Raw genomic sequence first — 26,722 nt, forward strand, 5'->3', positions numbered from 1 at the left:
TCTTTGCTAGCTATGGTATGGTTTTCATCATCGATTTTCTCAATATATAGATAGTGTGTTCCACCAAAAGGAATAAATCCAAATACCCTTATTCATTTTTATAAGTTAACTCCCTTTTAATTTCTCACCCCTTGAAGCAAGGACTGCAATTTGTTCAATTCTTGAGACTCTGGTTTTCTCCGTTTTGGCAAGTTTGATATACCTTAACACAAACCTTTTGCTGGAATCATTGATGGCGTAGAAAAATTCAGTGGCTCCTTCATATTTCTTCAATGCTTTTTGCAAGTCTTCGGGAACAACCAAATTGTCAACATCCTCCATAAAATCCCATAAGCCAGCCTGCTTAGAAAGCTCAATGGATCTAAAGCCTGCATCTTGCATTTTCCCTTCTTCAATCAATTTGGCTGCTCGGTCTTTGTAAGTCTTTGCCCAATGCTCCACTTTCCTAGGGGATATCAGCTGCATTGTTTTATTGTCATCCAATTTTCTCCTGATCCCGTCTATCCAACCAAAACATAACAACTCGTCAAGCACCTCAGAAGTGGAGAGGTATTTTTCCGGAACTGTTTTCTTAAAGGTGACTAGCCATACGCTTTCTTTTTGACCATGGTGCTGTTGCAGCCATGCTCTCAGTTCCTGACTGGAAGAGACTTGGACTTTATGGAAGTTTTCGGTTTGGATCATGAAAGCCTAACTACTGGAATTTTTATTTTGTTCATGGCATCACCTGAAGGTGTCCACCCGACATGTTTTTTTATTTTCCCATCATGTAGGTGAACTTTATCACTCTTTTGAAAGAGATTCCAATACGCAATTTCCCACTTCTAATTTAGCCAAACAGCTTTCTCCCTTTCCACAAATTATGGAAAATCGGCAGGCTTTCTGCCTATTAACTTTTCTGCCCAAAGGGAGGTGGGTAGAGGTTTTTGAAGTCGGGGCAAATAATGCAGCATGATCATGACTAGGATAAATGGAGTGGACAAACCTTCCTTTCTTTTTTGAATGAAAAAAGAAACCAAGTCGGGGGAAATAAAATCATATCAATTCGGTATAGGCTGCTTTAAAAAAGCTTTGTGAATCAGTCTTTGCAGTCCTTTACGGTCTATATCTCTACCAATAAAAACCATTATCAATTCCGGACTTTTCTCCCCTTCAGGTAAGGGATTGATTGTAAGTTTATTCCCTGTGGATTGTACCAAAACAGGATTTTCTTCTCCGGTTAACCTTACGAATCCTTTGATCCTATAAATTTGATGATAATGTAGAAAAATGGACATAGAGAGCGTGACATAAAGTTGGGTCCTATCAAATTCACCAGGAACTTCAATAGCTATACTTTTCATACGATGCCCATCCTCTATTAAAGGATATTCCCCAATTTGATCACTGATTTTTGAAGGTAGGTGTTTGTCTTCCAATAAGGAAGATTCAATTTCACCAAAAACCGTATTTGATAATTTAGCAAAAGGATTAATCCTTCCAATTTGTGAGGAAATATTAGAGATGTAGCTTTTCTGAACCAAATCACTCTTATTGATCAATATGATATCAGAAGAAATGATTTGCCTGTACATTTCTGGTACTTCTTTGACACGATCTTCAAAGTTTTCCGCATCGACCAAACATATTATTTGTTGAAGGTCAAAATACTTCATCACATCTTCTCTTTTAAATATAGATGCCAGTTGGCCTGCATCGGCTACCCCCGAGGCCTCAATAAATAAGTTGTTAGGCAAGTTTTTCGCTTGGATCATCTGTTCCAATACGGCAACCAATTCCCCATCCAGTGAACAGCATATACATCCATTGTTCAATTCAAAAAGTTCTTGATAGTTTTTAGTGACTAAATTCCCATCCACTGATACTTTTCCAAACTCATTCTCAATCACATAGTTTAACGCATCTTTTTTTAATTCCAACAGGTAATTTAGAAGCGTGGTTTTCCCAGCACCTAAAAATCCAGTAAGAATATAGGTAGTTATTCTTTTCTGCATCGTTTTTTTTAGCAATCTAGAAGATTTAAATACTATTTGCAACATTGTTGCATTAATATGTTCACCCTTCACTTTTGCCAATAAATCAAAATTAGTTTATGAAAAAGTGTTATTTGCTGACCTTAGCATTGTTGATGACGATTATTTGGAGATATCAAGAAAAAAAAGATCCTTTTGTAGAATTGCCTCTATTTGAATAAACGGAGAGGGAGTATATAGAATCAGTCATTTGGAGTCATTATTTGAATGTAAGGCTCATGAATCCAACATCAGGATTAAACACTTTAAAAACAGTGGCCGTAATGGATGCTCCACAAAATACTATCAAGTTTATGCGGATAGGGATTAGAGTAAAATAATTATCAGGAAGTGCTTAAAGTAAATAGTTTATAACGATGTCACTGACTTTTTTTTTAATAAAAAAAGAACTTATTTGAGTAGATAAACTAAAACAAGATGAAAAAACTCTATTTCTTAACAGCTATCTTATTCCTTTTTCTTTTCTCAGGAGTTATGGCCATGGACAATGACAAGCTTATCGGCACCTGGGAGGTAACTGTACAGGACACACCTCAGGGAACAGTGAATGTCCATCTGACGATTGAAAAAGAAGATGGGAAAATGAAAGCCAAATTCAAGCAAGTGGGATCCGACCAAGAAACCAGTACCACTGTAAGTGAACAGGATAATGGAATCACACTATATTTCTTTGCTGAGGGATATGACCTGTACATGACCGTAAAACCTGATGGGGATGATGCTGTCTCGGGTTATTTGGTTGATCAATTCCCTGTAATGGGAAAACGGATCAAGTAATTAATTTTATCAATTCTTGCAAATTTTGGTGATTTTGACACCAAAACGCAAAAGAGCCCGTATCTCATCGATACAGGCTTTTTTTGATAAAGTTTGTAAAAGTGAATTGAAAAGGGTTGGCGGCAACAGAGGTTACTCGGAAGTGATCTCACAGTAAGGAACTATCATTCAATTTCTTTTCTAAAGGTCTTTGTTATCCAGTTTGGCGCCAGTACAGAGTCTTCAAATAAAGAATAATATCCTGACATTTATTTATCAATAACATAGGTGCCAGAAAAAATATTTCGCTGATCATCTGATTCTTGATATTGATGTAGAATGGCTTGGGTTCGAGACAGATTGAAATATTTGACTTTTAGTTTATATTTCAAAAAGAGTTGAACTAAAAGTTAGGAGAGACTTTTTTCACAATCTGCTTTCAGTGGAATACTTAAAAGAAACTAATTGAAAATGAAATCAATCAAAAATGTAGGTAACCTGTTTATAAAAACATTTTTTGTAATATCCATACTCCTAAGTAGTCAGCTTTTTGCCCAAGTTGAACTAACCTCTGAAATGATGGAGGAATATGCCTTTCGTTTTACCATTGATAAAGAAAATAGTCTTAGTCAAAATGCTAAAGAAAAATGGATTTCTTATATAAGTGACAATCAATTTGTAGGTTTAGCAGAAATACATAAATCTGTTCAGAAAAGTGTATTTACTACAGCTATTTTGAGTGTGTTAAATGAAAAAGGCTTTAACAATTTTGCATTGGAAGTGGGGCCTAACTCAGCTAAAATCCTCAATGAATTTGCAAATTCCAGCAGTATTAAAAATGACATTAGGTCATTAAACAGGTACTATGGAAAAAGGAATAAACCCCCTATCATTTTTATCAACAAAAAATATGACGCTCTTTTTATACAAAAAGCATTCGATTTGGATTACAATATATGGGGGTTAGACCAAGAATTCGTTTATGCCCCTGAAATGCTTTTGGATAGGCTCTTAGCCCTTCAAACTAAACCGAATAGTCAACAAAAAGCTTGTTATGACGAAGCAAAAAAAATGATAAAGAAATATGGGTTTAGGAAAAAAGTTAACGGCGAGTTTTTAGCTTGTTGGTATCAATCCAACCAACTCATTAATGATTGTTTGGACGCTTTAGGAGGAATTCCTGAGACAGAAAAAATTGTCGCTGACCTTAGAGAAAGTTGGGATATCCATTGTAAGTCGGCAACAGGCGTGGGAAGTAATCAACAGAGAGCGAATTATATGAAACAGAATTTCGAATATTTCTACAACACCCAAGAAGAATCAAAGCCCAAAGTATTTTTTAAATTCGGAAGTGTACATTTAACAAGAGGAATATCTCCGTTTGGAGTTGACGATTTGGGTAAATTCCTTACAAAAAAAGCTGAGGATAATGGGACAGGTTTTCTATCTATTCGCCAAATGGTTGCTTATCGAAATGGGAAAAGTTTAATCGGGAAGTCGGGTTGGGAGTCTGTAGGGATGTTTTTACAACTTGGCAAAAAGGATGAGTGGACGGTTGTTGATTTAAGACCATTAAGAGAACAGCTTATCAAAAACTTAATAAAAACAAATGAACAATATACTTTTGAATTACTAAATTATGACTTGCTTTTATTGCCCCCAAATGACAGTTATGATAAGGTAAATTACTGAATACAAATCCTTCATAAACAGAAAACCAGCCACTAATAATTAGAAGGCCGTTAACTACAAATCCACGATGCGCCTCTCACACCACTGCACCTAATATTTATCGAGGATATAGGCATATGGGTCTTCCCAATTTTTAACGGGAGTTGTTCCCCAGATTTTAGGTTCCGATTTGAGGTAATCGGAAATCGAGCAAACAATTAAACTTACACCTAGGAAAAACTCATTATGCGAGATTCCATGTTGCCGTTAAAAAACAATTTAACATACATGATCAGAATCGGACTTTGGGCAACTGCCCATCCTCCTTTCCTACCTCCACTACAGTCTGGCTCCTTCGCTAAAAATTTCCATTGGGACATTTTCTTGAAGCTCGGCCCTTCCATGCATATCCATGATCTTGATCCACTCCCATTCTTATCACATTTTCACGTTTCCGCTCGGGCTTTTTCTCCCGAAAGTTTTCGGAACCAGATACAGTAGCGAAGTCAGTTTATTCACAATGAGTTTATTTTTTAAAGGTGTTCATGAATGCTGTGCATTTCTCAACCACTTATCGATTGATTTGTATCCATGCGACCAACTCCATCTTGTACGGCATGGATTTTCATTTAGGCCGGTATTCTTCCAAGTTTGAAGGTAAAAGTTGATACAGATCTTTTTGCTTATGGGACTGAGTTCTTTTGAACAAATCCTTGAGCCAATCGGACTCATTGAATATATTCTTTTTGCGACTTGCTAAAATGACTATGAATTTTTCAAAATCCAATCCTGCTTTGGCATTTACATCGATCAACCCAGTTTCCGGTTCTTCCTCAGAAGCCTTAAAATCTTCTTTGATTTTTTTAATGATGGGTTCAGGATTTTTGCCTTCATGATTGGCTGTATCACGAATAAGCCTTTCTTCTTTTGAAGAGAAATTTGCATCCTTCAATGCAGCAGCAATGGCATCTTCCATGCTTTTCTGATCCAGTGAAGGAGACCTCTCCTTTCCGAGCATCCAAACTCCTGAACCTACGGCTACAACTCCACAAATAATTAATGTTATTGCAAACATGCGTGACATATTTATTCGACTGATTTAAAAAATTCAAATTAAGGATATTTTCCAAGCCAATCTTTTCAATTGGAGCACCAAAAGAAGAATTTAAAAATGAAGAAGAAGGTACAGAAGCCTCCTTGAATGAAACTTCAATAGATTCACCCTGTTTCAATACTTCTTTAGGTAAAGATAGAAATCATTTCCAGTATGATTCGTAAAGGTCTCCTTGACGATATGTACAACTCTAATCAACCTATAAATTATTTCACCAACTCCTGACTACCATTCAATTCATAAGGCTGTATCAAAACCTCTACTGGCAATCTTAAGAGTTCATGAAGATTTCTGATCATATCAATGGTTAGAGCCCGTTTACGGTTGAGTACAAGACTAACCGTAGTCTTACTACCAATAGCAGGAATCAAGTCTTTATCTTTTAGCCCTTTCATTTCCATGGCTTCTTTGATAGCAGTGATAGGCTCAGGTAAAGCGATAGGATAGTGCTCTTTTTCATATTTATCTATAAGTGTGACCAATAGTTCTGCCTCCATTCCTTCAGGACTATCTGGATTGGCATTAAATATTGAAGAAAGTCTCTTTAAAGCTTTTTCGTATTCTTGGGTTGTGGTGATGGGTTTGTTCCAATGCATGAATGGAGGATTTTCAATACTTATTCAATACTCAATAAGTATTCATTATACTGATCTTCACTTTGAAAAGAAAACCAAAATTCAAAAGCAGGATCATCATTCAAACTGCAAAGGATAGCTATTTTCTTCCTGTCGAATCCATTGCTTATTTTCTTGCGGAGACAGGAGTCGTCAAAGCCATTGATATAGAAGGCAAAAGTCACCTTTTAGGCCTCACCACATTGAAAGACATTGCAACAGAGATCAATCCTGAGCTATTTTTTCGAATCAACCGAGCTGAGTTGGTTTCCAAGGCTGCTATCCTTCGCATGGAGCGCTATGGCAAAAACAGTCTGGCCATAAAGGTAAAAGGTTCAGACAAAAAACTGATCAGTAGTCAGGCAAATACAGCAGCTTTCAAAAATTGGGTGGAGAGCTAAGGTAAACAGAGTTTAGGAAAACGTCGGGCAATCTTTTTGATATTAGCCACTTCATTGGAAGGTTCACTTTCGGTCATTTTTTCTTGTTTACCTGACTGTTTATAGAGCCTTTTCTTCTATCGCTTCACAAACCTTATTCACCGTAGACCATTCGAGAAGAAAAGCAAGGAATGAGCAATCAGGAAAAATCCTGCTTAACATTTCATATTTTTAATTTCTAAATATCAATTATTAGCTACTTTGATAATTAATAAAAATGGAATCTAAGGTGATGAGGATTTAAAATTTTATTATCCTTGAATTCTTTAAGAAATCTATATATGAATAGGGAAGACAAATGCTTTTACTTTTGGCAAAAATGGTTGACTTATGCCAATGTACTGACCATAGGAATAGGGTTGTTGGTAGCTTTTGCAGGCAATTCCTGGGTCTTTGATTTACACAATAAATACACTATTGAAGTGTTTTTTGATGGGCAGACATTAAATCATGAGACAATGGCTCTGAAAAATTGGCTTTTTGGAATTATTGGAGGAACAATTGTAGGCTTTCATATCCTGATGGTGATGATTTCTGAAAATAGCTTCAAGAAAAAAGAGTTATGGGCTTATCAGGCCATGTGGTTGGCTCTTCTCTCCTGGTTTTTGATTGACAGCAGTATCTCCATGTACTACAAGGCTATTCACAATATCATCATCATCAATCTATTTGCCCTGATTTTGATTGGACTGCCTTTGGTAATGACAAGAAAGTATTTTTATTAAAATCTTAAAAAAACCTAAGTCTGTTATTTTCACACTTTGAAAAAATAAAAAAAGGCCTGCTTCCCAGCAGGCCTGAAATTTCACTCATTTTAATCGATAGAATCCAATTCCGTTGGCTGAACTTCTACCTCTGCTGAATCTACTTCTGCTGAAGTCTCTTCAGGTAAAGGAACCTGTTCAGTTTGCTCCGGTTCAACCAGAGTATCTTCTGCGGTTTTGTTTCCACATGATGCCAATACTGCCATTCCGGCAACCAGCATTAAGACAAGCATTTTTTTCATTTTCAATTGGTTTAATGTCCTTCCCGGACAAAAAATACACTTCAATATGTGTGCTAACTTTTTAAGGTTTAGCGTTTTAAGCCGAATATTTTTGAAATTATTTTTTCTATTTCCAAAAATCTCAACCCTGTCTTTTTTTCTTTTCAAAAAACCATTCCCAACACTGAAATACCTGGCCTGAATTGATAAGCTGCCAATTATGAACAACTTATTTTTGGGTAATCCTTGGGTTTAGTTCTACCTTTTTCCCCTGATTATTCCGAATTCTCATATTGACCAATTCCACACTCAAAGAGAAGAACACTGCGAAGTAAATGTATCCTTTCGGAACTTCAACATGCAATCCTTCCACCAAAAGCATAAAGCCGATCAGAATCAGAAAAGACAAAGCAAGTATTTGTAAAGTAGGATTTTGGTTGATGAATTTGCTGATTTTACCAGCAGAAACCATCATCACGATCATCGCCAGAACTACGGCTACAATCATGATCAAAACCTGGTCTACCAAACCAACCGCAGTCAGAATACTGTCAAATGAAAAGATGATGTCCAACAGGATGATTTGAAAAATCACCCTTGCCATACTTGAGGCAGAATTGGCTTTGATCTCTTCTGGTTTGCCCTCCATTTTGTGGTGAATTTCCAGCGTGGATTTGAACAGCAAAAACAATCCGCCAAAAGCCAAAATCAGATCCTTGCCACTTAATTCAAAGCCGATCACAGAAAGTAAAGGCTCATTGAGCCTGATGATATAGGAAATGCCCAATAAAAGCCCAATCCGAAACAGCATGGCAAAGCTTAGCCCCAAAACCCTGGCTTTACCTTGTTGGTGTTCCGGCAGTTTATTGGAAAGGATAGAGATAAAGATAATGTTGTCCACTCCTAGAACGATCTCCAGAAATGTAAGCGTGGCCAAAGCCACCCAGGTTTCAGTAAGCAGGAAAATTTCCATGACAATCTAAACTGTATTTTGTTACGGAGTTTTATAACAAGGGGATATCAACTATCCCCCTGTCAAATTATAGAACTGTATCCTTTTCGGTATTGGATTCCAAAAAATCCATTCGTGTGAACAGGATACAAAATTTAAGCTACTGCCAGCAAAGGGTTGGAGTTGCTCCCTCTACTTTTCTTTAAGACTGAATTGACTTGGTCTTGCCATTTTTTAGCCAAGACAGTCTCGCCCAAAAGATCAGAGTACTTCTCTCCATCATAAAACTCAAGTATATGCCTGACATTTCCTGAGGCATCTATGAGCTCCAAAGTCAGCTGGTCAATGACCTTTCGCTTTGATTCTTTCTCCCCAAGGATCCTGGATGATTCTCTGATTTTCGCATAGTTGATATCTTTCAGGTCAATGATATCATTGCTGAACTGCTCAGAACCCGTTGCGTAAACCAGTTTCATCTGTGAGGAGTCTATACCCATATAATAGAAGCCTCTCCAAAAATCAAAATCATTGATCCAAAGACTGTTTTCTTCAAGAAATTTATTCAGCGTTAAGGCTTTTCTAAGCCTCGTTTTTTTCACCCTCAAATATTGGATATAAAAGGGGGCAATAAATGCCAAAATTGCTGCAGCGGCAATCAGTATGGATGGAATATCTATTTCAAACATGATACTAGAAGTCATTGGACAGCCATAACTGGCTGTCAGGTTAGAATTTGGAAATTGAAAGGCAGTCAGAATACGTGTTTCTGACTTTAAAAATCACCCTCACAGAAAGAGGGATTCATATTCTACCAAAAATAATGACTTGGAAATTTGAGTTCCTTGATGCCAAAAGCCACAAAGACACGCGCGGTAATTTCTATCCGGCATTTGATAAATGATGCCAAGCAGTAAGCATGTGCAATATAAGTATCAAAGTAGGGGTTTTCACCTGAATACTCTTTCTGGGAAGGTGCTGATGTCAGGTCTGCACTGATAACTGCATTATCGACATCAAAATTTTCCCAAAAAGAAACAGCGGAAATGGTATTTTTACTTTCAGCACCTGAAAAATCTATTGGTTGGTGAATGATGGGAAAAATCAATGCAAGGACTATAAAATATAGCCCCATGGAAAACCCAAACAATTGTCTTAAAAGTAATGCCATTTTACGGTGAAGAACTCATTCTTATAATGACAAAACTAATACCAAGATTTATCAAAAATATAGTCCTTTGAAAATAAAGTTTCACCCTGTCCTAACTAAAATTAATTGATACTGGCGTTCATGCTTTATTATAGATTTAACAAATGAAAAACAGTAGAATATAAGTTATGTTTCCCTTTGAATTCTTAAGCTTTATAAGTGCTATTCCCTGTGACTTTGAAAGTATTTAACTTAGCCTAAAAATTCCCAAAAGACTAAATATTAAAACATTAGTGAAAGAGTTGAAAAAAAGGGTGTGAAAGTTTGTGTGAAGCTGTGGGTTTTACTTTTTGTGCATTTGTTCCTATCAGTGTATTTGGGTTTTCTATTGGAAAAAAAGGACAATGATAAACTCTAAGTGTCGGGCTTAGTTATTCTTCATTTGATGATTCACTTCAGATCCGACCACTGCTTTGAATGGGTGTTCTTGAGGCTAATACAATTCAAGCAACTTTCCCTCAATGACTGAAAAAGGGGTCTCCTCTGCTTTCTAGAAACGGACAGATATACAAGATATAATCTTCTACCACTTCTATCACCAGGAATCTATTGGGAAGATGAAACGATGGTAATTTTCTTCAATTTTTAGCCTCCTTCTGAGTTCAAGTGTAAATATTACCCTCGTTCAACTCTTTCAACATCTCATATTTTTATATCTAAAAGCATATAAAAATAATTATATGGCATAAATTATACTCTTTCACATATAATCGTATATATTTGTTCTAAATTATATCTAACTACATATAATGAAAAAACTTGCAGCCTTTGTAAAGGAACGAAGAAAGGAAACAGGAATGACCCAGGAGGAGTTTGCAGAACGTTCTGGAGTAGCCTTGACAGTGATCAGAAAGATAGAACAAGGAAAGACCAATCTCAACTTGGATAAGGTCAACCTGGTACTCAAGATGTTTGGTCACGAGCTGGCCCCGGTAAACAGTAAAACTTTGAACGATGAGACAAGCGGAGATTTACTATAAAGATATTCTGGCAGGAGTATGCTCCGGATTGCAGAGGAACTTAAATAAAAAAAGTCCAACACGTTGCGTTAAGCTTCAATTATGCAGAGGAGGAGAGAACGAAGCGTGAAAAAAAATGTCCAGTGGAAATTTTTAGCTGAAGACCAGCATACAGCGCCGCTCCCTGCAACTAGAAACGAAAATAGCCTAGCTTTCGCTAGGCTATTTAGTTGCAGAGGAGGAGGGATTCGAACCCCCGGTACCTTGCGGTACAACGGTTTTCAAGACCGCCGCATTCGACCACTCTGCCACTCCTCTAGGTCTACTTGTATTTAATTTGACTTCTTTTCATGACCACCGCCCCCGATAGATATTGGGAGACCACTTTGCCACTTCTTTATTATTTGCGTAAAACTCGTTCGCTTTACGGATTGCAAATGTAGTCTTTAACTTTGATTTTGCAAACCTACTTACCTCAAAAAATCTCCAGAATTCTTTAAATACTTGATTTCCTGAATTTTTAATTTCAAATCCTCACGAGCTCCGAAACTTTCTCGTACTCCACCTTGGACCAATTTATAGAGTTTTATCCACAACAAGCTCTCCAAAATCCTCAGCCTTGTTCAATAACAAAGATTGAATTTAGGATCGGGATAAAAATCTGCCTCACCTAAGCCGATTTCCAGGTACGGAACATCGCTAAATCCGTCTCCTTCTCTCCATATACTACCCGGTAAACTGGAAGCTGAAATGACAATGCCAGTATGCCAGCTGATACTGCTCACATAAATAACATGTTTGTCTTTGGTCACTTTCTGAGCATTTACAGGGACAGCAAAACCAAGAAAGAACATTGTCCAAAAATAGCATGCAAATTTTCCCATGGTAGTTTATCCTTACATAACACGGTTTTTGAGGTTCAATTCATGATTTATAATTCGCCTTACATCACCAAACCAAGATCAAAAAACAAAAAGCCTGTCAATGGGGTTTTCTGGGGCATTTGTCTATTTGTAGAATTTCAAGATTACACATTTTCTTCTAATATCCCCATAAAAACAAAACCTTCTCCTGTTTTTTACTTATATTATAGTACAACCAAACGATCATCGCCATGAAATCGAATAGTATGATAGCTTTCCTCCGCACAATGATTTCAATATGTGAGATTCCATCTGACCATAAAAAATCAATTAGAAACCAGGTGAAAACCCAAGTATTAACCTTGTGCTTTTCTGTGATTTTTGGCTTGCTTTCTGCCCAAACTGTCCAGACTTTTAATACCCAAAATGGTATCACTTCGATTTTCCCAAATCAAACCATCAAGAATGTAGCTCCTAACACGCAGAATGTCTATAGCCACAACAATTATGGTATTCAGGAAATATTCCCTTCTCAGGTTATCAAAACAAATCCACAGAATGGTGTCAAACAGGTGTTTAATACCAATAATGGCATACCTGAAATTACTCCTGCGCAAGTGATCAAACCAAATCACTATGGAGGATTTGACGTATTCGAAACATCAAATGGTATCCCTGATATCAGTCCGAGCAAAACCATTAAGTCCGATCCTTTTGGCACCTTAATGGTGCACCCCACCCAAAATGGTATTCAAAGCCTAGCCCCTTCTCAAGCTATTGTTCCGACCAGCAACGGCTTTGATATAGTGCAGTACAAAAGTGGTCTGCCGGAATTGTTCCCCAGTAAATCTATCAAAATAAAAGATTGAAGTTGAAAGGTGTAAACAACAAAACCCGTCTGCAGCGGAGGCTGAAACGGGTTTTTTCATTATGTAATCAGGGTGATTAAATACTACTTAAGAGAGGCCAATGCCTTTTTCTCTTCTGTCAGGGACTTGAAGTATAGGTAAATAAATCCCATTTGAGGAACTGCCAACAATAAAATTGCTGGAACCAATGCTTGGGAACCTAATCCCATTTCAATACCAAGCGCTTTGCTAATTGAGAAAATCGTAATGACCGCTACCAATGCAAACATGTTGGCAAAGATCAATTTTGTTGTGTTTTTCATAGTGGATTAAATTTTATTGGGTGATCGTCCGTAAAAGACATAGACTCAATCTTTTATTTCCAAGGGCTAAGATGATACAAAAAAATCAATAAAAAAATTATTTATTACTTGAAATCAACCTATAAGAACTGCTGAAAATGAGCGAGTTAAAAAAAATGCATTTTGAATTTTAAAAACTGTAAATGGTACTTCATTTCAAGCATTTTGATTTTTTAAACTATTTTCAGAAAAAAAATAAAACCTAACACATTGGTTTTCATCACTTTCTGCTTTACCTCCTTTTCAAGGACTTAAGGTAGAGCTCCTCCACTTTTTTTCTTGCCCAATCGGTCTTACGCAAAAACTTCAAACTAGAATTGATCGAAGGCTCATGGGTAAAGCAACGGATACTGATCCTTTCGCCAAGTTCTTCCCATCCATATTTGTTTACCAAATGCTCCAAAATATCAATCAGACGCACTCCATGTAGGGGATTGTTAGGCTGTTTTTCTTGATGATTTTCCATACTCAAAGCTAATCAATCCTTCGCATTCTCCCTTACAAATTCCACCAATAGGTGAATTTCAATGCCACTGAACGATCTTTGGCATAAAATGGGGCAGGCAGGTAATTGTCAGTCACTACCAGGAAGATATCTGAAGCGGGTGCAAATCGCCACTGCAAGCGGGCATTGAGATTGATATTCTCAATTTGTTCATTGTATTGCACAAAGGTGGTGATGAAAAACTTATTGGTCAAGGTCAAATCCATCCTAGGTCCCACCAACCAAAAAGAAGTCACTGACCAAGGTTCCGGCAAGTGAATCTCATTGTAGTTGGCGCTCATCGTAAGGCTGAAGTAAGGCTGAAACCTGTACCCCATCTCTCCGGCCACGTTGTACCTGTCACCGTCTGCAAAATAACCTCCCACCCTTCCTGATACTGCATAAGTGAATATACTCTGAGGTTTAGAGGTGAATTCTCCACCCAAGGAGTACCATTGATGATCCGTTCCCGCTTCTAATTGCTGTCCGGAAAAATTGGTAGGATCAAATGGTCTTTGTAATTGAATATAGTCATACGCTCCCCATACAAATAGATTACTCTGACTCCTAAAACGTACCCGGTAGACCATGAAAGACTCATTATCGGTGAGTTGCCAATTGGTATTGTAAAAAAGGTTGACATTCAATTCAGGCCCATGACTTAGAATATGTTTACTCTTTGGGAAAAAGAGGTAGCCAACACTAGGACTGGCTTTGTAAAATCCTGTTCGGGGCACAAACCCCACCTCTGCTGTGTAGTTCTCGGACACATATTCATGCCTCCAGTTCCAAGTCAGGTTTCCCGAAGCATATCGAAGGTTGGAAGCATAAGCAACACCTCGACCCTGAATGGGGCTAAAGGAATTCAATACAAATGCTTTTCCTGTCCAAAGGTTATTCGAAGAAGCATAATTAAACTCCAATCCTAAGTTCCGGTTGTATTCACTGAATCTCCTGTCCTCACCAAGACCGGGGTCAAATGCTGCTGATTGCCTGTTCACAATGATGGCTCCTATATTTGATCTGGAAAAAACCCTCCTTTGCAGTGAAATAACCGAATAATTCTGACCTCCAAGGTTATTTTCGGGCACTGCGGCAGTCTGCATACTCATCGCCCCTACCCTCCAGTCTTTATTGACCCTACCACTCAGCCTTGCCCCTCCAATGATCGGAGCATCCAAGCCTACCCTTCGGGAAAAGAATGGGCGGACTGTTTCATACCCGAAATTCCCGAAAATGTCACCGTTTTCGAGAAAGAATTGTCTTCTTTCAGGAAAGAACAATTCAAAGCGCTCCAAGTTGGTGACTTGTCTGTCTACTTCTACCTGAGAAAAATCGGGATTGACAGTCAAGTCCAGGTTTAGTGAAGAACTTAATCCGATTTTGGCATCCATTCCAAAGGAGTTTCTGTAATCAGCGGACTGACCTTCTTGGATATTCCTGTTCATTCCTCCTAAGGCATAAGGTATCACTGATACATTTGGACCAGGTGAAGGTGGTGGATTGTCCCATACCAAAACTCCTGTGTAGGCTAAAGAGGCCGATGGGAACTGACGAGGAACAGGAGCCCAACCTGATTTTTCGGTAGTTTTCAAATCCATCCGGCTAAAGTTGATACCCCACTCTGTGATGCCGTCTTTGTAGCGAATTGATTTAAAAGGAATGGCAGCCTCAAACACCCATTTATCATCGTAATTTTGGACTTTTGAAACCCACTTATTGTCCCAACTCAAGTCAATCTGCCCTCCATTAAACATGATACCATCCCACTGCGCACCTGCAGCATTGGCACCAAATGAGAACCCATTCAACTGATCATCGAAGGGATCTAAAAACAATAAGAAGTTGTCGTTTTTCCCGAAAGAAAAATCCCTGCGCAGCGACTCAACCATGTATGGTCCATCGACGGCATGGAAATTTTCAACCAGAAGATATAAATGTTTGTCATCGTAGGCCATTCTGACATCCGTGCGAACATTAGAATAGGATGTGTCCATGGGGATGATCATAAAAAAATCGGTGGCAATTTCAGCGTCTGCCCAAGTCTTTTCGTCAATTATGCCATCGATAATAACGGGATCTGAGATTTCTTTGATGTGTAACCTATAATCAGAATTGATCTTTCGCTGGGCACTTACTGAGGCAATAAAGGTGACGAGTGTAAAAACCAATAAAATGGCTTTTTTCATAATGGCTATGGTGGGTTTTAATTGAAATCAAAAGTATAAAGTATGTTTTTTACTTGATTGATTTTTTTGCAAAAGTCACCATGTTGGTAAGGATGGAAAATATAAGGGCTGAATCTTGTTTCTCCTTTTTGAATCAGACGCTCTTTTTCAGGTCGGATGGGAATACCTGATTAGTCCGTGTTTTAATGTTTTTTTTCACTGATTAGATTGGGAAAATGCGGTTGAAAATAAAAAAAGAATTATTCTCTTTAAAAATTGAATTTTTTGATTCGAAAACCTAAAAAAATACCCTCTACAGGGTATTTCAAGGTTTTTGGGCTTTGCTTATCTTTATTACATCTTATTCCATTTTTTAGTCACGGTTTTTTTAGAGGGAAGTGTTGCTAGCATCGCTTCCCTCTTTTTATGCCTTTAGACTTCTCTGGCAACAATCTCATTGATCGTTTTAGTAAAAACTGCCTAAGGTCGGCAGGTATCAGACAGACTCTAGTATGAATTAGTATTCAAATAAACTACTTAGCTTTCATTACAAAATTTCGGGTATCATTATGCAATTGTCAGCTTTATAAATCCCATCTAAAATGCCTGACGCGATAACTTTGCAAAGCAGTATCTCCTAACTTCCCACTCAATTGATAATTGGCTACTGCACCCACTCCTGCACCGATGATGGGGATCAATTGGGCCAACTTAGCCAAATCCATATAATCCCTGTATTCCAACTGAAAAGCCCGCCAATCAAAGTCCTCTACAGATTGGGGGATGTTTACAATTTCCTGATCCCAGTCTTCAATAATTTTTATGGTATCATTGCGGGATTCCTGACTGGAAAAAGCGAGTTTGAAAACATATAACATAAAGAGTCTTTCTCTGAAATTTTTAACATCTTTGCCATAAGCTGCAGATATCTCAAAGAGCATTTTCATCTTAATGGTCAAAAACGCAGGGAAATCTGCAATCCCCATTAAAATCCCTCCTGCCCCTGTAATAGCTCCTTCAGCGGAAGCTGTGTTTTTATAAAACTTGATGATTTTTCTGACTTTCAATTCCCTAGACTGCAGGGAAATGCCTTCCAGAGGTTTAGGAGTAATATATTTTGTTCCAAAAAGAACTCCCTTTATCATATTTTCAATAGCAAACGTGATGGCTTGATGTACCTTCTCCGGAATGATCTGATTTATGGTTTTTTGGGTACCCTTTGTAATTAGGTTGATTAAGGAAGGTCGTTGATGATTTTTTGCAAGCCATGCGGACATTTCTGTAAAGGCCAACTCCTCGTACATGTCATCCTTTAAATAAGTGTCGGTTTCCATTTTTATAAAATATAACAAATGGGTATACGCATTACAGGACGATTAGATATCAAAGCCCCTTCACTTTCGAGTTTAAGTTTTGAAGATAGCTTTCTCCCATATCTCTTACCACCAATACCCATCCATCCCAAAAATCAAGAAATCCATAATCAAAACAAAACCAGAAATTTTTGGATGGAGAATGGGGAAAATGATGGGTATGGTACTTAAAATTGAATCCAAGTTGGGACAGGCGCTCCTTAGGTACTTTTACTGTCTCTACTCCATCCTTCAAGACAAGCATCAAAATCTTCCTGTTTGACCTCAATATAAAATTGATTGTTTTGACTTGGTTACCATCTTCTTCCTTGTTCTGATTGTTATGACTGCTCCTGCAATTGTCATTACAAAATTTTTTGTCAGACCTTCCATGAATTACTGATCCACAATAAAGGCAATGTCTTCTTTGTACTTCCATAAAAGTAAAATCAAAAATTTGAAGAAAACCCTGATAATGAAAACTTAAGGTAAGATAACAAATTGTCAACTTAAGCGCAATACTCAATATGGAGAATTTTTTAAAGCCTATTAAAAAGTGAAATATCAATATAGATTAAATAAAAAAAGACCGGAAAAAAACCCGGCCTTTTTATTTATCAAGCGTTCTGATGCCTATTTTTTCAAGAAATCTCTAAGCACATAATGCAGGATACCTCCATTTTTGTAATATTCCACTTCAATAGCTGAATCAAGCCTGCATAGCACCTTAAACTCTAGGGTGGTACCATCTTCTCTGTCTGCCACGACGTGAAGTTGCTTCAATGGTGAAAGTCCATTTGAAATCCCAGTGATGGTAAATGCTTCTTTCCCGCTTAATCCAAGACTTTCAGCCGTTTCCCCCGCTTTATACTGTAAGGGCAAGACACCCATTCCCACTAGATTGCTCCTGTGAATCCTTTCATAACTCTCAGCGATCACCGCTTTGATTCCTAATAGATTAGTACCCTTGGCCGCCCAATCTCTTGAAGAGCCACTTCCATATTCTTTACCCGCCAATACCAACAAGGGTGTGCTTCCTTGTCTATATTTTTCGGAAGCTTCAAAGACGCTCATTTCTTCACCGCTAGGAATATGAACTGTATAACCTCCTTCTCTTTCTGCCAGTTGATTTTTGATCCTTACATTGGCAAAGGTACCTCTGACCATTACCTCATCATTTCCCCTTCTTGATCCATAAGAGTTGAAATCCTTCCGCTCCACTCCTCTTCCAACCAAATACTGACCTGCAGGACTGGATTCAGCAAATGATCCGGCCGGAGAAATATGATCTGTGGTGATAGAGTCACCTAACTTCAGGAGTACTCTGCCTGCATTGATATCCTTAGGTTCTGCTACTTCCTCAGAAATCCCCTCAAAGAAAGGTGCTTCTTTGATATAGGTACTTTCTGATGACCATTGATAAATCTTGTCTTTCGGAGCTTCCAGTTTCTTCCACATCTCGTTTCCTTCGAAAATCTCTCCATAACTGTTGGCATAATCTTTTGGAGTTAGCACCTGACTCATCACATCACTGATTTCATCATTTGAAGGCCAAATATCTTTCAGATAAACCGGTTCCAAATTAGGATCATGTCCGATTGGCTCGTTGAGCAAATCTATATCTACCCTCCCAGCCAATGCATATGCCACTACAAGCATTGGAGACATGAGGTAATTCATCTTTACTTGAGGATGAACCCGAGCTTCGAAGTTTCTATTTCCCGAAAGAACAGAACTTACCACCAGGTCATTGTCCTCTACAGCACTCGCTATATGTCTAGGAAGGGGGCCTGAGTTACCTATGCATGAGGTACAGCCATATCCTACAACATGAAAGCGTAATGCTTCAAGATCATCCAGAAGACCCGATTTCTCGAGATAGTCGGTTACCACTTTAGAGCCGGGAGCAAGGGATGTTTTTACCCATGGCTTGACATCCAAACCTCTCTGTCTTGCTTTTTTGGCCACCAAGCCCGCACCCAACATTACTGATGGATTGGAGGTATTGGTACAGGAAGTGATTGCAGCAATGACGATAGAACCATCATGAAGGGCAAACTTCTCATTGTGTAGCTTCACCACAACTGTTTTAAGACCATTTTTCACTTTTGTCTCATACTCAACTCCATCAGGGTTGCCACCCCTGTTTTCTCCAGGTTGGCTTCCTCCTTCTCCATGCCAACGACCTACATCTCTTTTGTCAATTGGAATATATTCTCTCCCATGTACTTTCTCTAACAATTCACCAAACTTGCTCTTAAATTCCTTAAGCAAAATCTTGTCTTGGGGTCTTTTAGGACCTGATACAGTTGGCTCTACACTGCTAAGGTCTAGCTCCAAAAGTGAACTGTATTTGATTTTGTCTTCATTTTCTCTCCAAAGGAGGTTTGACTGACAGTACCTTTTCACCAGATCAATCTGTTCTGCACTTCTGTTGGTTTTACCCATATAATCCAAAGTTCTGTCATCGATAGGAAAATAAGTAACCGTACAACCAAATTCAGGTGACATGTTAGAAATGGTAGCTCTATCCGGTACTGAAAGATTATCAAGACCTGAACCAAAAACCTCTACAAATTTACCGACGACACCATGTTTTCTCAACAGCTCCGTGATCGTCAACACCATATCAGTAGCAGTAATACCCAAGGAAAGTTTCCCTGTGAGTTTCAAGCCTACCACTTCAGGCATTATAAAATAAATTGGTTGACCCAAAATCGCAGCTTCAGCTTCAATCCCGCCGACTCCCCAAGCCACTACACCTATTCCATTTACCATGGGAGTATGTGAATCGGTACCTACCAAAGTGTCCGGAAAAACATTCCCATCTCGGGAAATTACTCCTTGAGCCAAATATTCTAAGTTTACCTGATGACAGATCCCCATCCCGGGAGGTACCACAGAAAAGTTATCAAATGCTTTCTGTGCCCATTTCAAAAACTGATAACGTTCGCCGTTTCTTTCGTATTCAACTTCTACATTTTTTTGAAAAGAATAATTGGTTCCAAAAAAGTCAACCTGAACTGAATGGTCAATAACTAAATCTACGGGAATCAAAGGGTTGATCTTATCTGGATTTTTGCCCTTTCTAACTGCCTCTGCCCTTAGCGATGCGATATCAACTACTGCAGGAACGCCTGTGAAATCCTGCATCAATACCCTAGCTGGTTTGAACGGAATATCTTTATCCGAAGGCTCAGGTGACCATGTAGCCAAGGTTTCTATATGTTCTTTGGTAATACCAAAATCGTCAAAATTCCTCAGGGCATTTTCCAGCAATATCCGAATTGAAAAAGGAAGGGATTCAATATCATAACCGGCATCCTGAAGAGCATTCAAACTCCAGTAGGTAAGTTTTCCGGCACTTGAATCTAATTGTTGTTTGGTGTCATGTGGATGAATTTTCATAAGAATTGGTTTTTATTAAAAAGATGATTTGTATTATTAACTGGAATTCCAGCAGATTAATTCTCAATTTACTTAAATTCTGCCCATTACGGTTTTGAAAAGCATTTTTTTTGAAATCAGGGAAACTCGAACTATGAAAACAGTACTTTTAATTTTAAGCGCAATTTTGATTTTGGCCACCTTTATCCCGGTCATCAAAAAAGATTATTGGACCTTCCGTGTGTTTGATTATCCAAGATTTCAAAAAATCACTCTTTCCCTTATGATTTTGATTCTGTGGTTGGTCTTTGGGGTTGAAAATAACCCACTTCATATCGCGGCCTTTAGTGGCTTGATTATAAGTGTACTTTTTCTTGCCTACCAAGTTTTTCCTTTCACTCCTTTTGCCAAGAAAATGATAAAAGACAGCACCGGGGATACTGGATATAACTTTTCTGTAATGGTCATCAATGTCTATCAAGAGAATCAGCAATATCAAAAAGTCATCGACTTACTTAAAAAGGAAAAACCGGATTTATTCCTTTTGGTAGAAACAGATCAGGAATGGGCAGATCAGATGACAGATTTCAAAAAGGGCTATCCCTTTTTTATCGAAATCCCAAAAGACAACACCTATGGCATGCTCTTTTATTCAAAAATAAAAATCTCTGAAGAGTATGTACGCTACTTGATCGAAGAGGATGTTCCTTCAATAGAAGTGACATTGGATGATCCTAAGCTAGGTGAGATGACGATATACGCCTTGCACCCAACACCACCTGTACCGAGCGAAAACACAAAGAGTACTGAAAGAGATGCAGAGATCCTAATGGTGGGTAAAAAAGTAAAGAAGTTGCATAAGCCTGTGCTTGTCCTTGGTGATTTGAATGATGTCGGTTGGTCTCATACTAGCGAATTATTCCTGAAGGTCAGTGGTATGCTTGACCCGCGAAGGGGAAGAGGTATGTTCAGCACCTTCCACGCAAAGTATTTCTTTATGCGCTGGCCATTGGATCATATTTTTGTGAGCAAACACTTCACATTGAAAAGCTTGAGATTACACCCTAACATCGGATCAGATCATTTCCCCATCAGCGGACATTTCACCCTCAATCCAGTCAATAAAAATGAAGGCTTGAAGGCTACGCTAAGTGATAAATTGGAAGCTAAGGAAAAGATCAAAAAAGCATAAACAAAAAAACCGGAATTAACCGGTTTTTTTGTTTATCGAATGTGATGCAAATCAATTGTCTTCATTGGCTCTTTCCATTCTTTTAAACCCTCTTCTGAAGGGCCAAGTGTACTCAAGTGCTTCCAAACCTTTGTTAAGATTCATTGCTGAGCTGTCCGCATAAATTAAGGTTTGCTTCAATCTATCTGCGAATTCCGGATCATTGAGCATCATGCCCAAAGTATTATCCTGTTCATTGAGTTTTTCGGTAACCTTGGACAGGTCACTTGTCATCTTATTGGCGTTCGTGGCTGTGGCCTGAAGTTCATTGACAGATTCTTGAAGGGTCTTGTAAAGTTCTTTGTCTTTAGCAAGGTCGTTGAATAGATTGCCTTCCTGATTCAGGTTTTGTGCAAACTTATTCATCTCAGCAATCATCTTGTTGCTATTGACAGAGGCTATTTCAAGATTCTTAAGCGTATTTTTGAAGTTTTCTCCCAAAAGGCTATCTGTCATTACTGTCCCGACTATACCCTGTCCTTCAGCTATTTTAGAAGTTAAAACTTTAAGGTTTTCAGTAATGGTGACAAGGTTAAGGTTGTTCTCCTGAAGTGTTTCCATCATCCTGTCAGTATCCAAAGGCATCTCGGCTTGTAACCTATCACCATTTTCAACAGATGGGGCTTGAGTGGTTCCGCCATAGATCACGATAATTTTGTTACCTATCAGACCATCGGAACCTATGGTAGCTTTAGAGTCTTTACGGATAAACTCCCTTACTTTTTCTTCTACATTCATGATGATTTCTACTTGAGAATCTCCATAAAAATTAACCCTTCTTACGGTACCGATTTTCACACCGGAGAACCACACATTGTTACCAACCTGCAATCCTGCCACGTCATCAAAGACAGCATTTAAAGATATACTTTTAACAAATTTTTTCTGTTGCCCGCCCATAGTCATAATTCCGGCAACCAAAATGGCTATTCCTATCAGTACGAATATGCCTACAATGACTGATTTTTTATTATCGTTTCTCATTACTTAATGAAGTTATAGTCGTAAAATGATTTCACTCTTTGGTCAATCGCATTGGTAAAAACCTCGTCAAACGGACCCACAGCTTTAAATTGCCCATCCAATAATACGGCCATTCTGTCCCCTGTAGTTTTTGCGCAGGTCAAATCGTGTGTAATAACAATAGATGAAGTGTTGAATTGCTCTTTGACCTGTACAATAAGGTTGTTGATCTCTACGCAAGTGATGGGATCAAGTCCGGCTGTAGGCTCATCGTACAACATGATTTCGGGATTCAAAATCAAGGTACGTGCCACACCGATTCTCTTTTTCTGACCACCAGACAATTCGGAAGGCATTTGATTGACCGACTGAGGTAATCCAACCGCATCTAACAACTCATCTACTTTTTTGTCAATTTCTTTCCTGGTAAGACCTTTTACATTTCGGGTCAAAGGAAACACAAGGTTTTCCTTGACTGTCATACTATCATATAAAGCTGAATGTTGGAATGAAAAACCAACTTTTAACCTGAGTTTATTCAATTCTTTCAGCGAAAGTCCTGCTGTATTTTTCCCTAGAATTTCGATAGTTCCCTCATCTTGCTGTAAAAGCCCCACCATTATCTTAATCAAGACAGACTTTCCACTTCCGGACTTTCCCAAGACCACAAGATTTTCACCTTTATACAAGTCCAGGTCCACACCCGTCAGTACATGATTCTCGTCGAAAGACTTTTTCAGGCCTCTCATTTTTACCACCAATTCTCTTTCTTCTTTAAGCATTTCGAATGGCGTTTACGATTTGAAGACCTAACAATTCCTCTATGAAGATTAAAAACATCGCCATTACAACAGATGCATTGGCAGCTTTTCCTACTCCCTCTGTTCCTTTAGATGAGTTATAGCCTTTATAGCAACCTACTATTCCGATCGTAAATCCAAAGACCAGTGACTTGATGATGGATGAAAACACATCTAAAAAGGATATGGCCTCAAATACCTGCACAAAGAATGTGGACAAGCTGACCAGTTCTTTTGAATTTACACTAAGAAAGGACCCTATCAAAGCCACAAAATCAGTATACATCACCAACACAGGTATCATCAAAGTGGTGGCTACCGTACGTGTGACGACCAAAAACTTGAATGGATTGATTGCCGAAACTTCCATTGCATCTATCTGCTCTGTCACCTTCATGGATGCTATTTCAGCACCTATTCCAGATCCAACCTTTCCCGCTGCAATCAATGCTGTCACCAATGGCCCCATTGCCCTAACAACCGCTATGGATATCAAGGCAGGAAGCCAACTTGTAGCACCAAATTCCGAGAGAGATGGTCTGGATTGGTTTGTAAATACTATCCCTACAATAAAACCTGTAAGAGATATTAATGGAAGTGACCTGTACCCTATTTCATAACATTGCCGCATGATTTCCCTGAACTCAAAAGGAGGTTTAAAAACCTCCTGAAAAAAACGTTTGACAAAGGTAAATGCACTGGCAAGACCTATGAAAAACCGGTCTATTTTTTTGCTGATTACAGGTTTGTTATCATTACTTGTTAAAGACATATAAAACTTTTCAAATACAATTAGTTTTCAATTTCTAGTATTTCCGCCATGATTTCATTTTTCAAAGGTTTGATCAGAAAACCTGAAACCATGTCATAATTCATACTTGTCTGAATATCCTCAGGATCCATCGAAGAGGTTAACATTTTTACCTCCATCTTTATTCCTTTGGCATTCATCAAATCCAAAAAATCCCAACCTCTCATCTCTGGCATATTTACATCCAATATCAGCATATCCGCTTGATTTGATTCCAACCATTCCAAAGCTTTATATGGATTTTCAAAAAAGAAAAGCTCCAACTCCGGCTTCAACCTCATCAGGTTTTTCTTGTTAATCATATGCTGTATGGTATCATCATCTACGAAAATAATTCTATTAATCATAAGCTAGTTGTTTGAACCAAATCGAATTTTAAAAACGAAAATTTACCAACATTAGATCATAAACATTCAAATTTCATGCAAGCTTGAATTTTTGATCTGATACAAATATAAAAACAATTGATAGGGACAGAGGATAAATCTTACTTGATTTCATTTTTTAGTCTTATCTAATTTATTTAGTCACCCCTATATAAGCCCCGACTAAAACATCTATATAAATCTTTAAATCAACTATTTAACAATAGTAAACTCAAATTAAATTAAGCATTTTATCGCTACCAATATTATACTTATTTAAGGAAAAAATTTGATAATTAAAAAGCAATTATCGCTTTAATTACCCATCAATAGCAATACGATGTCAATCAAATCGCGAAAAGATTTAGGCTTTTGGCATAGCCTATTGACCTCAATTTGGATCACAGATTCCACAATGGAATTATAAAAAAGTCCACACTAAAAGTAATTTTTACCATTTCTAATATTAAGGATTTAATTAGATTGCCACTTAATTCGAAGCATCAGAATATATGGAAGCAAACAAAAAAGCTTTAGACATTAGAAGAAGAATTTTACAAACTCTACTCTTCTTCAAGGACAGGTTTGACTTGCATGAAGGTAAAGAAGATGAACTTGAAACCATCGACTACATCAAAAAAAATGTCGAGTTCAAAGGTGCAAATCTTTGGATTTTGATCTTCGCAATTTTTGTAGCTTCGGTTGGTTTGAATGTGAATTCCACCGCTGTCATTATCGGCGCCATGTTGATTTCTCCACTCATGGGACCTATCATGGGGATAGGGTTAGCAGCAGGAATCAATGACTTTGAGCTGTTGCAAAAATCATTAAAAAACTTAGGTATCGCTGTTTTGATATCAATCTTGACTAGCACAATCTATTTCTCTTTTACTCCGCTCGATGATGCCCAATCCGAACTATTAGCCAGGACGGAACCTACCATTTGGGATGTCTTGATTGCATTGTTTGGAGGCCTTGCCGGAATAGTTGCTGGATCACGAAAAGAGAAAAGCAACGCAATTCCAGGTGTGGCTATTGCCACGGCTTTGATGCCTCCTTTATGTACTGCTGGCTATGGCTTGGCTACTGGAAATCTTTACTATTTCCTTGGTGCTTTTTATCTCTTTTTCATCAATTCAGTTTTCATCAGCCTTTCGACTTATATTATTGTAAGGTTTATGAAATTCCCCCAAAAGGAATTTATGGATCGTAAGCGGGAAAAAACAGTAAAAACCTACATCACCGTTTTCACAATTCTAACCATTGTTCCTAGTGTCTATCTTGCTTACAATATTGTAAAAAGGACCATCTGGGAAAAATCCGCAAACCAATTTATCACAACCGAACTAGAATTTCCGAATACTCAGGTCTTGTCCTCCAATTTGAATTATGATTCAGATTCTGCAGTCATTGATATCAGCTTGATTGGAGAAAGGGTATCCGATGCGGAAATAGGCATTTTACAGAGGAAATTAGAGGCTTTCAATTTACAAAAGACATATCTTAATATTAAACAAAGTGGTGACTCTGGAACAGACCTTAACATCCTCAGGTCTGATATCCTCAAGGACTTGTATGAAAGAAACGAACTTCAGATCCAGGATAAGGATAGGCGAATTGCTTTGCTTGAAAGAGAACTGGAAGAATATGGACAAAGCAACAAGCAAGTCATGGATATAGCAAAAGAGGCTAGGGTAAACCACACTAGCTTGGAAAATTTCTCTATGAATAGGGCTGTCATCGCTAATCTCACAGAAAATAGACAAGACACCATCCTGATGGCTTATGCAAAGTTTGGCCGGCTCCCAAACAGACAGGAACTGATTAAATTTGAAGAATGGCTAAAGCTAAGAACCAAATCTGACTCTCTTACTTTGATAGTGGATTAGACTGGGAGATGGCATCATATTCAAGGCTAAAGATAGGAATTCAAAAGCTTATTAAAGACCTTCTATTATACAGTTTAGTTTCCCTCAGTGTAAGCTTAAAATCTAATTTTTCCTATCAACAATATTGTCAGAAAACCTATAATCCTGTCAGAAGAACAGAGATTGGGAAAAACTCGGTTTTTAACAAGGGTGTCCTAGTACGATAATCAAGGATACAATTTTGACCAAGAGTATGGTGTCATTTTTATAAGGCAAAAAAATGGTATCATGTATCCCTAAAACATTCCAAACAAAAACTGCCGGGAGTTTTCACCCCCGGCAGTTTTACTTTCCATTATTGGTCAATCCGTCATTTCACTTTAATCCTGTTCCTTGACCACCTGGATCCAGCCTTTGAACTCATGTGTCCTGCCTGTCCTGTCCGTCCCTCTGAAAATATAGAAGTACGTACCCGCTACCTGACCAGGG

The 26,722-nt window shown here is 38.1% G+C and carries 27 protein-coding genes, 1 tRNA gene and 1 pseudogene; 8 read left to right on the forward strand and 21 right to left on the reverse strand.

The genetic code is table 11. The annotated features are described in order from the left end of the window. Positions 1–105: 105 nt before the first annotated feature. Together CLW00_RS08975 and CLW00_RS08985 are read right to left on the reverse strand one after the other, a co-directional pair. Positions 106–684 carry a YdeI/OmpD-associated family protein gene (locus tag CLW00_RS08975; RefSeq protein ID WP_106133338.1) on the reverse strand — a complete coding sequence of 193 codons (579 nt, stop codon included), beginning with the start codon at positions 682–684 and terminating at the stop codon, positions 106–108. A 356-nt stretch (positions 685–1,040) separates the two neighbouring features. Beyond that, positions 1,041–1,994 (reverse strand): CobW family GTP-binding protein, encoded by a 954-nt coding sequence (locus tag CLW00_RS08985; RefSeq protein WP_170073196.1) that lies wholly within the window; start codon positions 1,992–1,994, stop codon positions 1,041–1,043. A 456-nt stretch (positions 1,995–2,450) separates the two neighbouring features. On the opposite strand from CLW00_RS08985, the gene CLW00_RS08990 reads away from it, so the two are divergent. Both CLW00_RS08990 and CLW00_RS08995 read left to right on the forward strand, forming a co-directional pair. Continuing rightward, positions 2,451–2,810 carry a hypothetical protein gene (locus CLW00_RS08990; protein ID WP_106133341.1) on the forward strand — a complete coding sequence of 120 codons (360 nt, stop codon included), beginning with the start codon at positions 2,451–2,453 and terminating at the stop codon, positions 2,808–2,810. Positions 2,811–3,260: 450 nt separating this feature from the next. Then, positions 3,261–4,481: a hypothetical protein gene (locus CLW00_RS08995; RefSeq protein WP_106133342.1), complete on the forward strand. Its 1,221-nt coding sequence runs from the start codon at positions 3,261–3,263 to the stop codon at positions 4,479–4,481. A 604-nt stretch (positions 4,482–5,085) separates the two neighbouring features. Here CLW00_RS08995 and CLW00_RS09005 read toward each other — a convergent pair. From CLW00_RS09005 to CLW00_RS09015, 3 genes and pseudogenes are all read right to left on the reverse strand, one after another. Beyond that, on the reverse strand, positions 5,086–5,535 hold the full coding sequence (locus CLW00_RS09005; RefSeq protein ID WP_245917205.1) for a hypothetical protein: 450 nt from the start codon (positions 5,533–5,535) through the stop codon (positions 5,086–5,088). Between the two features lie 94 nt (positions 5,536–5,629). After that, a pseudogene (locus tag CLW00_RS21845) lies at positions 5,630–5,692 on the reverse strand (STAS-like domain-containing protein); the annotation flags it as partial. Between the two features lie 88 nt (positions 5,693–5,780). Then, positions 5,781–6,170, reverse strand: a complete 390-nt coding sequence (locus tag CLW00_RS09015) for a helix-turn-helix domain-containing protein (RefSeq protein ID WP_106133344.1) — start codon at positions 6,168–6,170, stop codon at positions 5,781–5,783. A 62-nt stretch (positions 6,171–6,232) separates the two neighbouring features. Here CLW00_RS09015 and CLW00_RS09020 point away from each other — a divergent pair, with 62 nt between their 5' ends. Continuing rightward, positions 6,233–6,589 (forward strand): LytTR family DNA-binding domain-containing protein, encoded by a 357-nt coding sequence (locus CLW00_RS09020; protein WP_170073197.1) that lies wholly within the window; start codon positions 6,233–6,235, stop codon positions 6,587–6,589. Between the two features lie 320 nt (positions 6,590–6,909). Continuing rightward, positions 6,910–7,353: a hypothetical protein gene (locus CLW00_RS09025; protein ID WP_106133346.1), complete on the forward strand. Its 444-nt coding sequence runs from the start codon at positions 6,910–6,912 to the stop codon at positions 7,351–7,353. Between the two features lie 89 nt (positions 7,354–7,442). Here CLW00_RS09025 and CLW00_RS09030 read toward each other — a convergent pair whose 3' ends face one another. From CLW00_RS09030 to CLW00_RS09045, 4 genes are all read right to left on the reverse strand, one after another. Further along, entirely contained in the window at positions 7,443–7,625 is a 183-nt protein-coding gene (locus tag CLW00_RS09030) for a hypothetical protein (RefSeq protein ID WP_211300175.1), read from the reverse strand. Between the two features lie 217 nt (positions 7,626–7,842). Next, complete coding sequence (locus tag CLW00_RS09035) at positions 7,843–8,586, reverse strand: TerC family protein (RefSeq protein ID WP_106133347.1); 744 nt, start codon at positions 8,584–8,586, stop codon at positions 7,843–7,845. A 134-nt stretch (positions 8,587–8,720) separates the two neighbouring features. Further along, positions 8,721–9,251 (reverse strand): hypothetical protein, encoded by a 531-nt coding sequence (locus CLW00_RS09040; RefSeq protein ID WP_146131390.1) that lies wholly within the window; start codon positions 9,249–9,251, stop codon positions 8,721–8,723. Between the two features lie 122 nt (positions 9,252–9,373). Continuing rightward, positions 9,374–9,733 carry a hypothetical protein gene (locus CLW00_RS09045; protein ID WP_106133349.1) on the reverse strand — a complete coding sequence of 120 codons (360 nt, stop codon included), beginning with the start codon at positions 9,731–9,733 and terminating at the stop codon, positions 9,374–9,376. A 788-nt stretch (positions 9,734–10,521) separates the two neighbouring features. Here CLW00_RS09045 and CLW00_RS09050 point away from each other — a divergent pair. Next, on the forward strand, positions 10,522–10,752 hold the full coding sequence (locus tag CLW00_RS09050; protein WP_106133350.1) for a type II toxin-antitoxin system Y4mF family antitoxin: 231 nt from the start codon (positions 10,522–10,524) through the stop codon (positions 10,750–10,752). Between the two features lie 212 nt (positions 10,753–10,964). Here the strand turns inward: CLW00_RS09050 and CLW00_RS09055 are convergent. Further along, positions 10,965–11,049: transfer RNA gene (locus CLW00_RS09055), tRNA-Ser, on the reverse strand. A gap of 305 nt (positions 11,050–11,354) precedes the next feature. Next, a complete protein-coding gene (locus CLW00_RS09060) occupies positions 11,355–11,615 on the reverse strand; it encodes a DUF2459 domain-containing protein (RefSeq protein WP_106133351.1) in 261 nt (86 codons plus the stop codon). A gap of 230 nt (positions 11,616–11,845) precedes the next feature. Here CLW00_RS09060 and CLW00_RS09070 point away from each other — a divergent pair, with 230 nt between their 5' ends. Continuing rightward, entirely contained in the window at positions 11,846–12,463 is a 618-nt protein-coding gene (locus CLW00_RS09070; RefSeq protein WP_106133353.1) for a hypothetical protein, read from the forward strand. An 83-nt stretch (positions 12,464–12,546) separates the two neighbouring features. Here CLW00_RS09070 and CLW00_RS09075 read toward each other — a convergent pair whose 3' ends face one another. The 6 genes from CLW00_RS09075 to acnA all read right to left on the reverse strand — a co-directional run bounded on the left by CLW00_RS09075 (position 12,547) and on the right by acnA (position 20,216). Beyond that, entirely contained in the window at positions 12,547–12,765 is a 219-nt protein-coding gene (locus tag CLW00_RS09075; protein WP_106133354.1) for a hypothetical protein, read from the reverse strand. Positions 12,766–13,036: 271 nt separating this feature from the next. Next, positions 13,037–13,270, reverse strand: coding sequence for a VF530 family protein (locus CLW00_RS09080; RefSeq protein WP_106133355.1), 234 nt, complete (start codon positions 13,268–13,270; stop codon positions 13,037–13,039). Between the two features lie 32 nt (positions 13,271–13,302). Further along, a complete protein-coding gene (locus tag CLW00_RS09085) occupies positions 13,303–15,477 on the reverse strand; it encodes a DUF5916 domain-containing protein (RefSeq protein WP_106133356.1) in 2,175 nt (724 codons plus the stop codon). A 563-nt stretch (positions 15,478–16,040) separates the two neighbouring features. After that, positions 16,041–16,790, reverse strand: a complete 750-nt coding sequence (locus CLW00_RS09090) for an EcsC family protein (protein ID WP_106133357.1) — start codon at positions 16,788–16,790, stop codon at positions 16,041–16,043. Between the two features lie 49 nt (positions 16,791–16,839). Further along, on the reverse strand, positions 16,840–17,247 hold the full coding sequence (locus CLW00_RS09095) for a DUF2116 family Zn-ribbon domain-containing protein (RefSeq protein WP_106133358.1): 408 nt from the start codon (positions 17,245–17,247) through the stop codon (positions 16,840–16,842). Positions 17,248–17,441: 194 nt separating this feature from the next. Then, complete coding sequence (acnA, locus tag CLW00_RS09100) at positions 17,442–20,216, reverse strand: aconitate hydratase AcnA (protein ID WP_106133359.1); 2,775 nt, start codon at positions 20,214–20,216, stop codon at positions 17,442–17,444. A 133-nt stretch (positions 20,217–20,349) separates the two neighbouring features. Between acnA and CLW00_RS09105 the strand changes: the two genes are divergently transcribed. After that, entirely contained in the window at positions 20,350–21,387 is a 1,038-nt protein-coding gene (locus tag CLW00_RS09105) for an endonuclease/exonuclease/phosphatase family protein (protein ID WP_106133360.1), read from the forward strand. A 51-nt stretch (positions 21,388–21,438) separates the two neighbouring features. Here the strand turns inward: CLW00_RS09105 and CLW00_RS09110 are convergent, their stop codons facing one another. Genes CLW00_RS09110 through CLW00_RS09125 form a run of 4 tightly spaced genes read right to left on the reverse strand, consistent with a single transcriptional unit; the run spans position 21,439 to position 24,347 of the window. After that, the gene (locus CLW00_RS09110; RefSeq protein ID WP_106133361.1) at positions 21,439–22,410 is read right to left on the reverse strand and encodes an MlaD family protein; all 972 of its coding nucleotides are present in this window, start codon (positions 22,408–22,410) and stop codon (positions 21,439–21,441) included. After that, on the reverse strand, positions 22,410–23,171 hold the full coding sequence (locus CLW00_RS09115) for an ABC transporter ATP-binding protein (RefSeq protein WP_106133362.1): 762 nt from the start codon (positions 23,169–23,171) through the stop codon (positions 22,410–22,412). The genes CLW00_RS09110 and CLW00_RS09115 overlap by 1 nt, the downstream gene beginning before the upstream one ends. Beyond that, positions 23,164–23,961, reverse strand: coding sequence for an MlaE family ABC transporter permease (locus CLW00_RS09120; RefSeq protein WP_106133363.1), 798 nt, complete (start codon positions 23,959–23,961; stop codon positions 23,164–23,166). Before CLW00_RS09120 ends, CLW00_RS09115 begins: the two co-directional genes overlap by 8 nt. A gap of 20 nt (positions 23,962–23,981) precedes the next feature. Further along, the gene (locus CLW00_RS09125) at positions 23,982–24,347 is read right to left on the reverse strand and encodes a response regulator (RefSeq protein ID WP_106133364.1); all 366 of its coding nucleotides are present in this window, start codon (positions 24,345–24,347) and stop codon (positions 23,982–23,984) included. A 530-nt stretch (positions 24,348–24,877) separates the two neighbouring features. Between CLW00_RS09125 and CLW00_RS09130 the strand changes: the two genes are divergently transcribed. After that, entirely contained in the window at positions 24,878–26,254 is a 1,377-nt protein-coding gene (locus CLW00_RS09130; protein ID WP_106133365.1) for a TIGR00341 family protein, read from the forward strand. Positions 26,255–26,722 lie beyond the last annotated feature (468 nt).

This window comes from Mongoliibacter ruber (genome assembly GCF_003003005.1).
Classification (GTDB): Bacteria; Bacteroidota; Bacteroidia; order Cytophagales; family Cyclobacteriaceae; genus Mongoliibacter; species Mongoliibacter ruber.

Coding starts and splice junctions, on each gene's coding strand:
- CLW00_RS09060 (WP_106133351.1), bottom strand. CDS start 11,615: ATGGGAAAATTTGCATGCTATTTTTGGACAATGTTCTTTCTTGGTTTT.
- CLW00_RS09045 (WP_106133349.1), bottom strand. CDS start 9,733: ATGGCATTACTTTTAAGACAATTGTTTGGGTTTTCCATGGGGCTATAT.
- CLW00_RS09015 (WP_106133344.1), bottom strand. CDS start 6,170: ATGCATTGGAACAAACCCATCACCACAACCCAAGAATACGAAAAAGCT.
- CLW00_RS09120 (WP_106133363.1), bottom strand. CDS start 23,961: ATGTCTTTAACAAGTAATGATAACAAACCTGTAATCAGCAAAAAAATA.
- CLW00_RS08990 (WP_106133341.1), top strand. CDS start 2,451: ATGAAAAAACTCTATTTCTTAACAGCTATCTTATTCCTTTTTCTTTTC.
- CLW00_RS09050 (WP_106133350.1), top strand. CDS start 10,522: ATGAAAAAACTTGCAGCCTTTGTAAAGGAACGAAGAAAGGAAACAGGA.
- CLW00_RS09105 (WP_106133360.1), top strand. CDS start 20,350: ATGAAAACAGTACTTTTAATTTTAAGCGCAATTTTGATTTTGGCCACC.
- CLW00_RS09025 (WP_106133346.1), top strand. CDS start 6,910: ATGAATAGGGAAGACAAATGCTTTTACTTTTGGCAAAAATGGTTGACT.
- CLW00_RS09090 (WP_106133357.1), bottom strand. CDS start 16,790: ATGGAAACCGACACTTATTTAAAGGATGACATGTACGAGGAGTTGGCC.
- CLW00_RS09005 (WP_245917205.1), bottom strand. CDS start 5,535: ATGTTTGCAATAACATTAATTATTTGTGGAGTTGTAGCCGTAGGTTCA.
- CLW00_RS09030 (WP_211300175.1), bottom strand. CDS start 7,625: ATGCTTGTCTTAATGCTGGTTGCCGGAATGGCAGTATTGGCATCATGT.
- CLW00_RS09040 (WP_146131390.1), bottom strand. CDS start 9,251: ATGTTTGAAATAGATATTCCATCCATACTGATTGCCGCTGCAGCAATT.
- acnA (WP_106133359.1), bottom strand. CDS start 20,216: ATGAAAATTCATCCACATGACACCAAACAACAATTAGATTCAAGTGCC.
- CLW00_RS08975 (WP_106133338.1), bottom strand. CDS start 684: ATGATCCAAACCGAAAACTTCCATAAAGTCCAAGTCTCTTCCAGTCAG.
- CLW00_RS08995 (WP_106133342.1), top strand. CDS start 3,261: ATGAAATCAATCAAAAATGTAGGTAACCTGTTTATAAAAACATTTTTT.
- CLW00_RS09085 (WP_106133356.1), bottom strand. CDS start 15,477: ATGAAAAAAGCCATTTTATTGGTTTTTACACTCGTCACCTTTATTGCC.
- CLW00_RS09110 (WP_106133361.1), bottom strand. CDS start 22,410: ATGAGAAACGATAATAAAAAATCAGTCATTGTAGGCATATTCGTACTG.
- CLW00_RS09115 (WP_106133362.1), bottom strand. CDS start 23,171: ATGCTTAAAGAAGAAAGAGAATTGGTGGTAAAAATGAGAGGCCTGAAA.
- CLW00_RS08985 (WP_170073196.1), bottom strand. CDS start 1,994: ATGCAGAAAAGAATAACTACCTATATTCTTACTGGATTTTTAGGTGCT.
- CLW00_RS09080 (WP_106133355.1), bottom strand. CDS start 13,270: ATGGAAAATCATCAAGAAAAACAGCCTAACAATCCCCTACATGGAGTG.
- CLW00_RS09095 (WP_106133358.1), bottom strand. CDS start 17,247: ATGGAAGTACAAAGAAGACATTGCCTTTATTGTGGATCAGTAATTCAT.
- CLW00_RS09035 (WP_106133347.1), bottom strand. CDS start 8,586: ATGGAAATTTTCCTGCTTACTGAAACCTGGGTGGCTTTGGCCACGCTT.
- CLW00_RS09075 (WP_106133354.1), bottom strand. CDS start 12,765: ATGAAAAACACAACAAAATTGATCTTTGCCAACATGTTTGCATTGGTA.
- CLW00_RS09070 (WP_106133353.1), top strand. CDS start 11,846: ATGAAATCGAATAGTATGATAGCTTTCCTCCGCACAATGATTTCAATA.
- CLW00_RS09125 (WP_106133364.1), bottom strand. CDS start 24,347: ATGATTAATAGAATTATTTTCGTAGATGATGATACCATACAGCATATG.
- CLW00_RS09130 (WP_106133365.1), top strand. CDS start 24,878: ATGGAAGCAAACAAAAAAGCTTTAGACATTAGAAGAAGAATTTTACAA.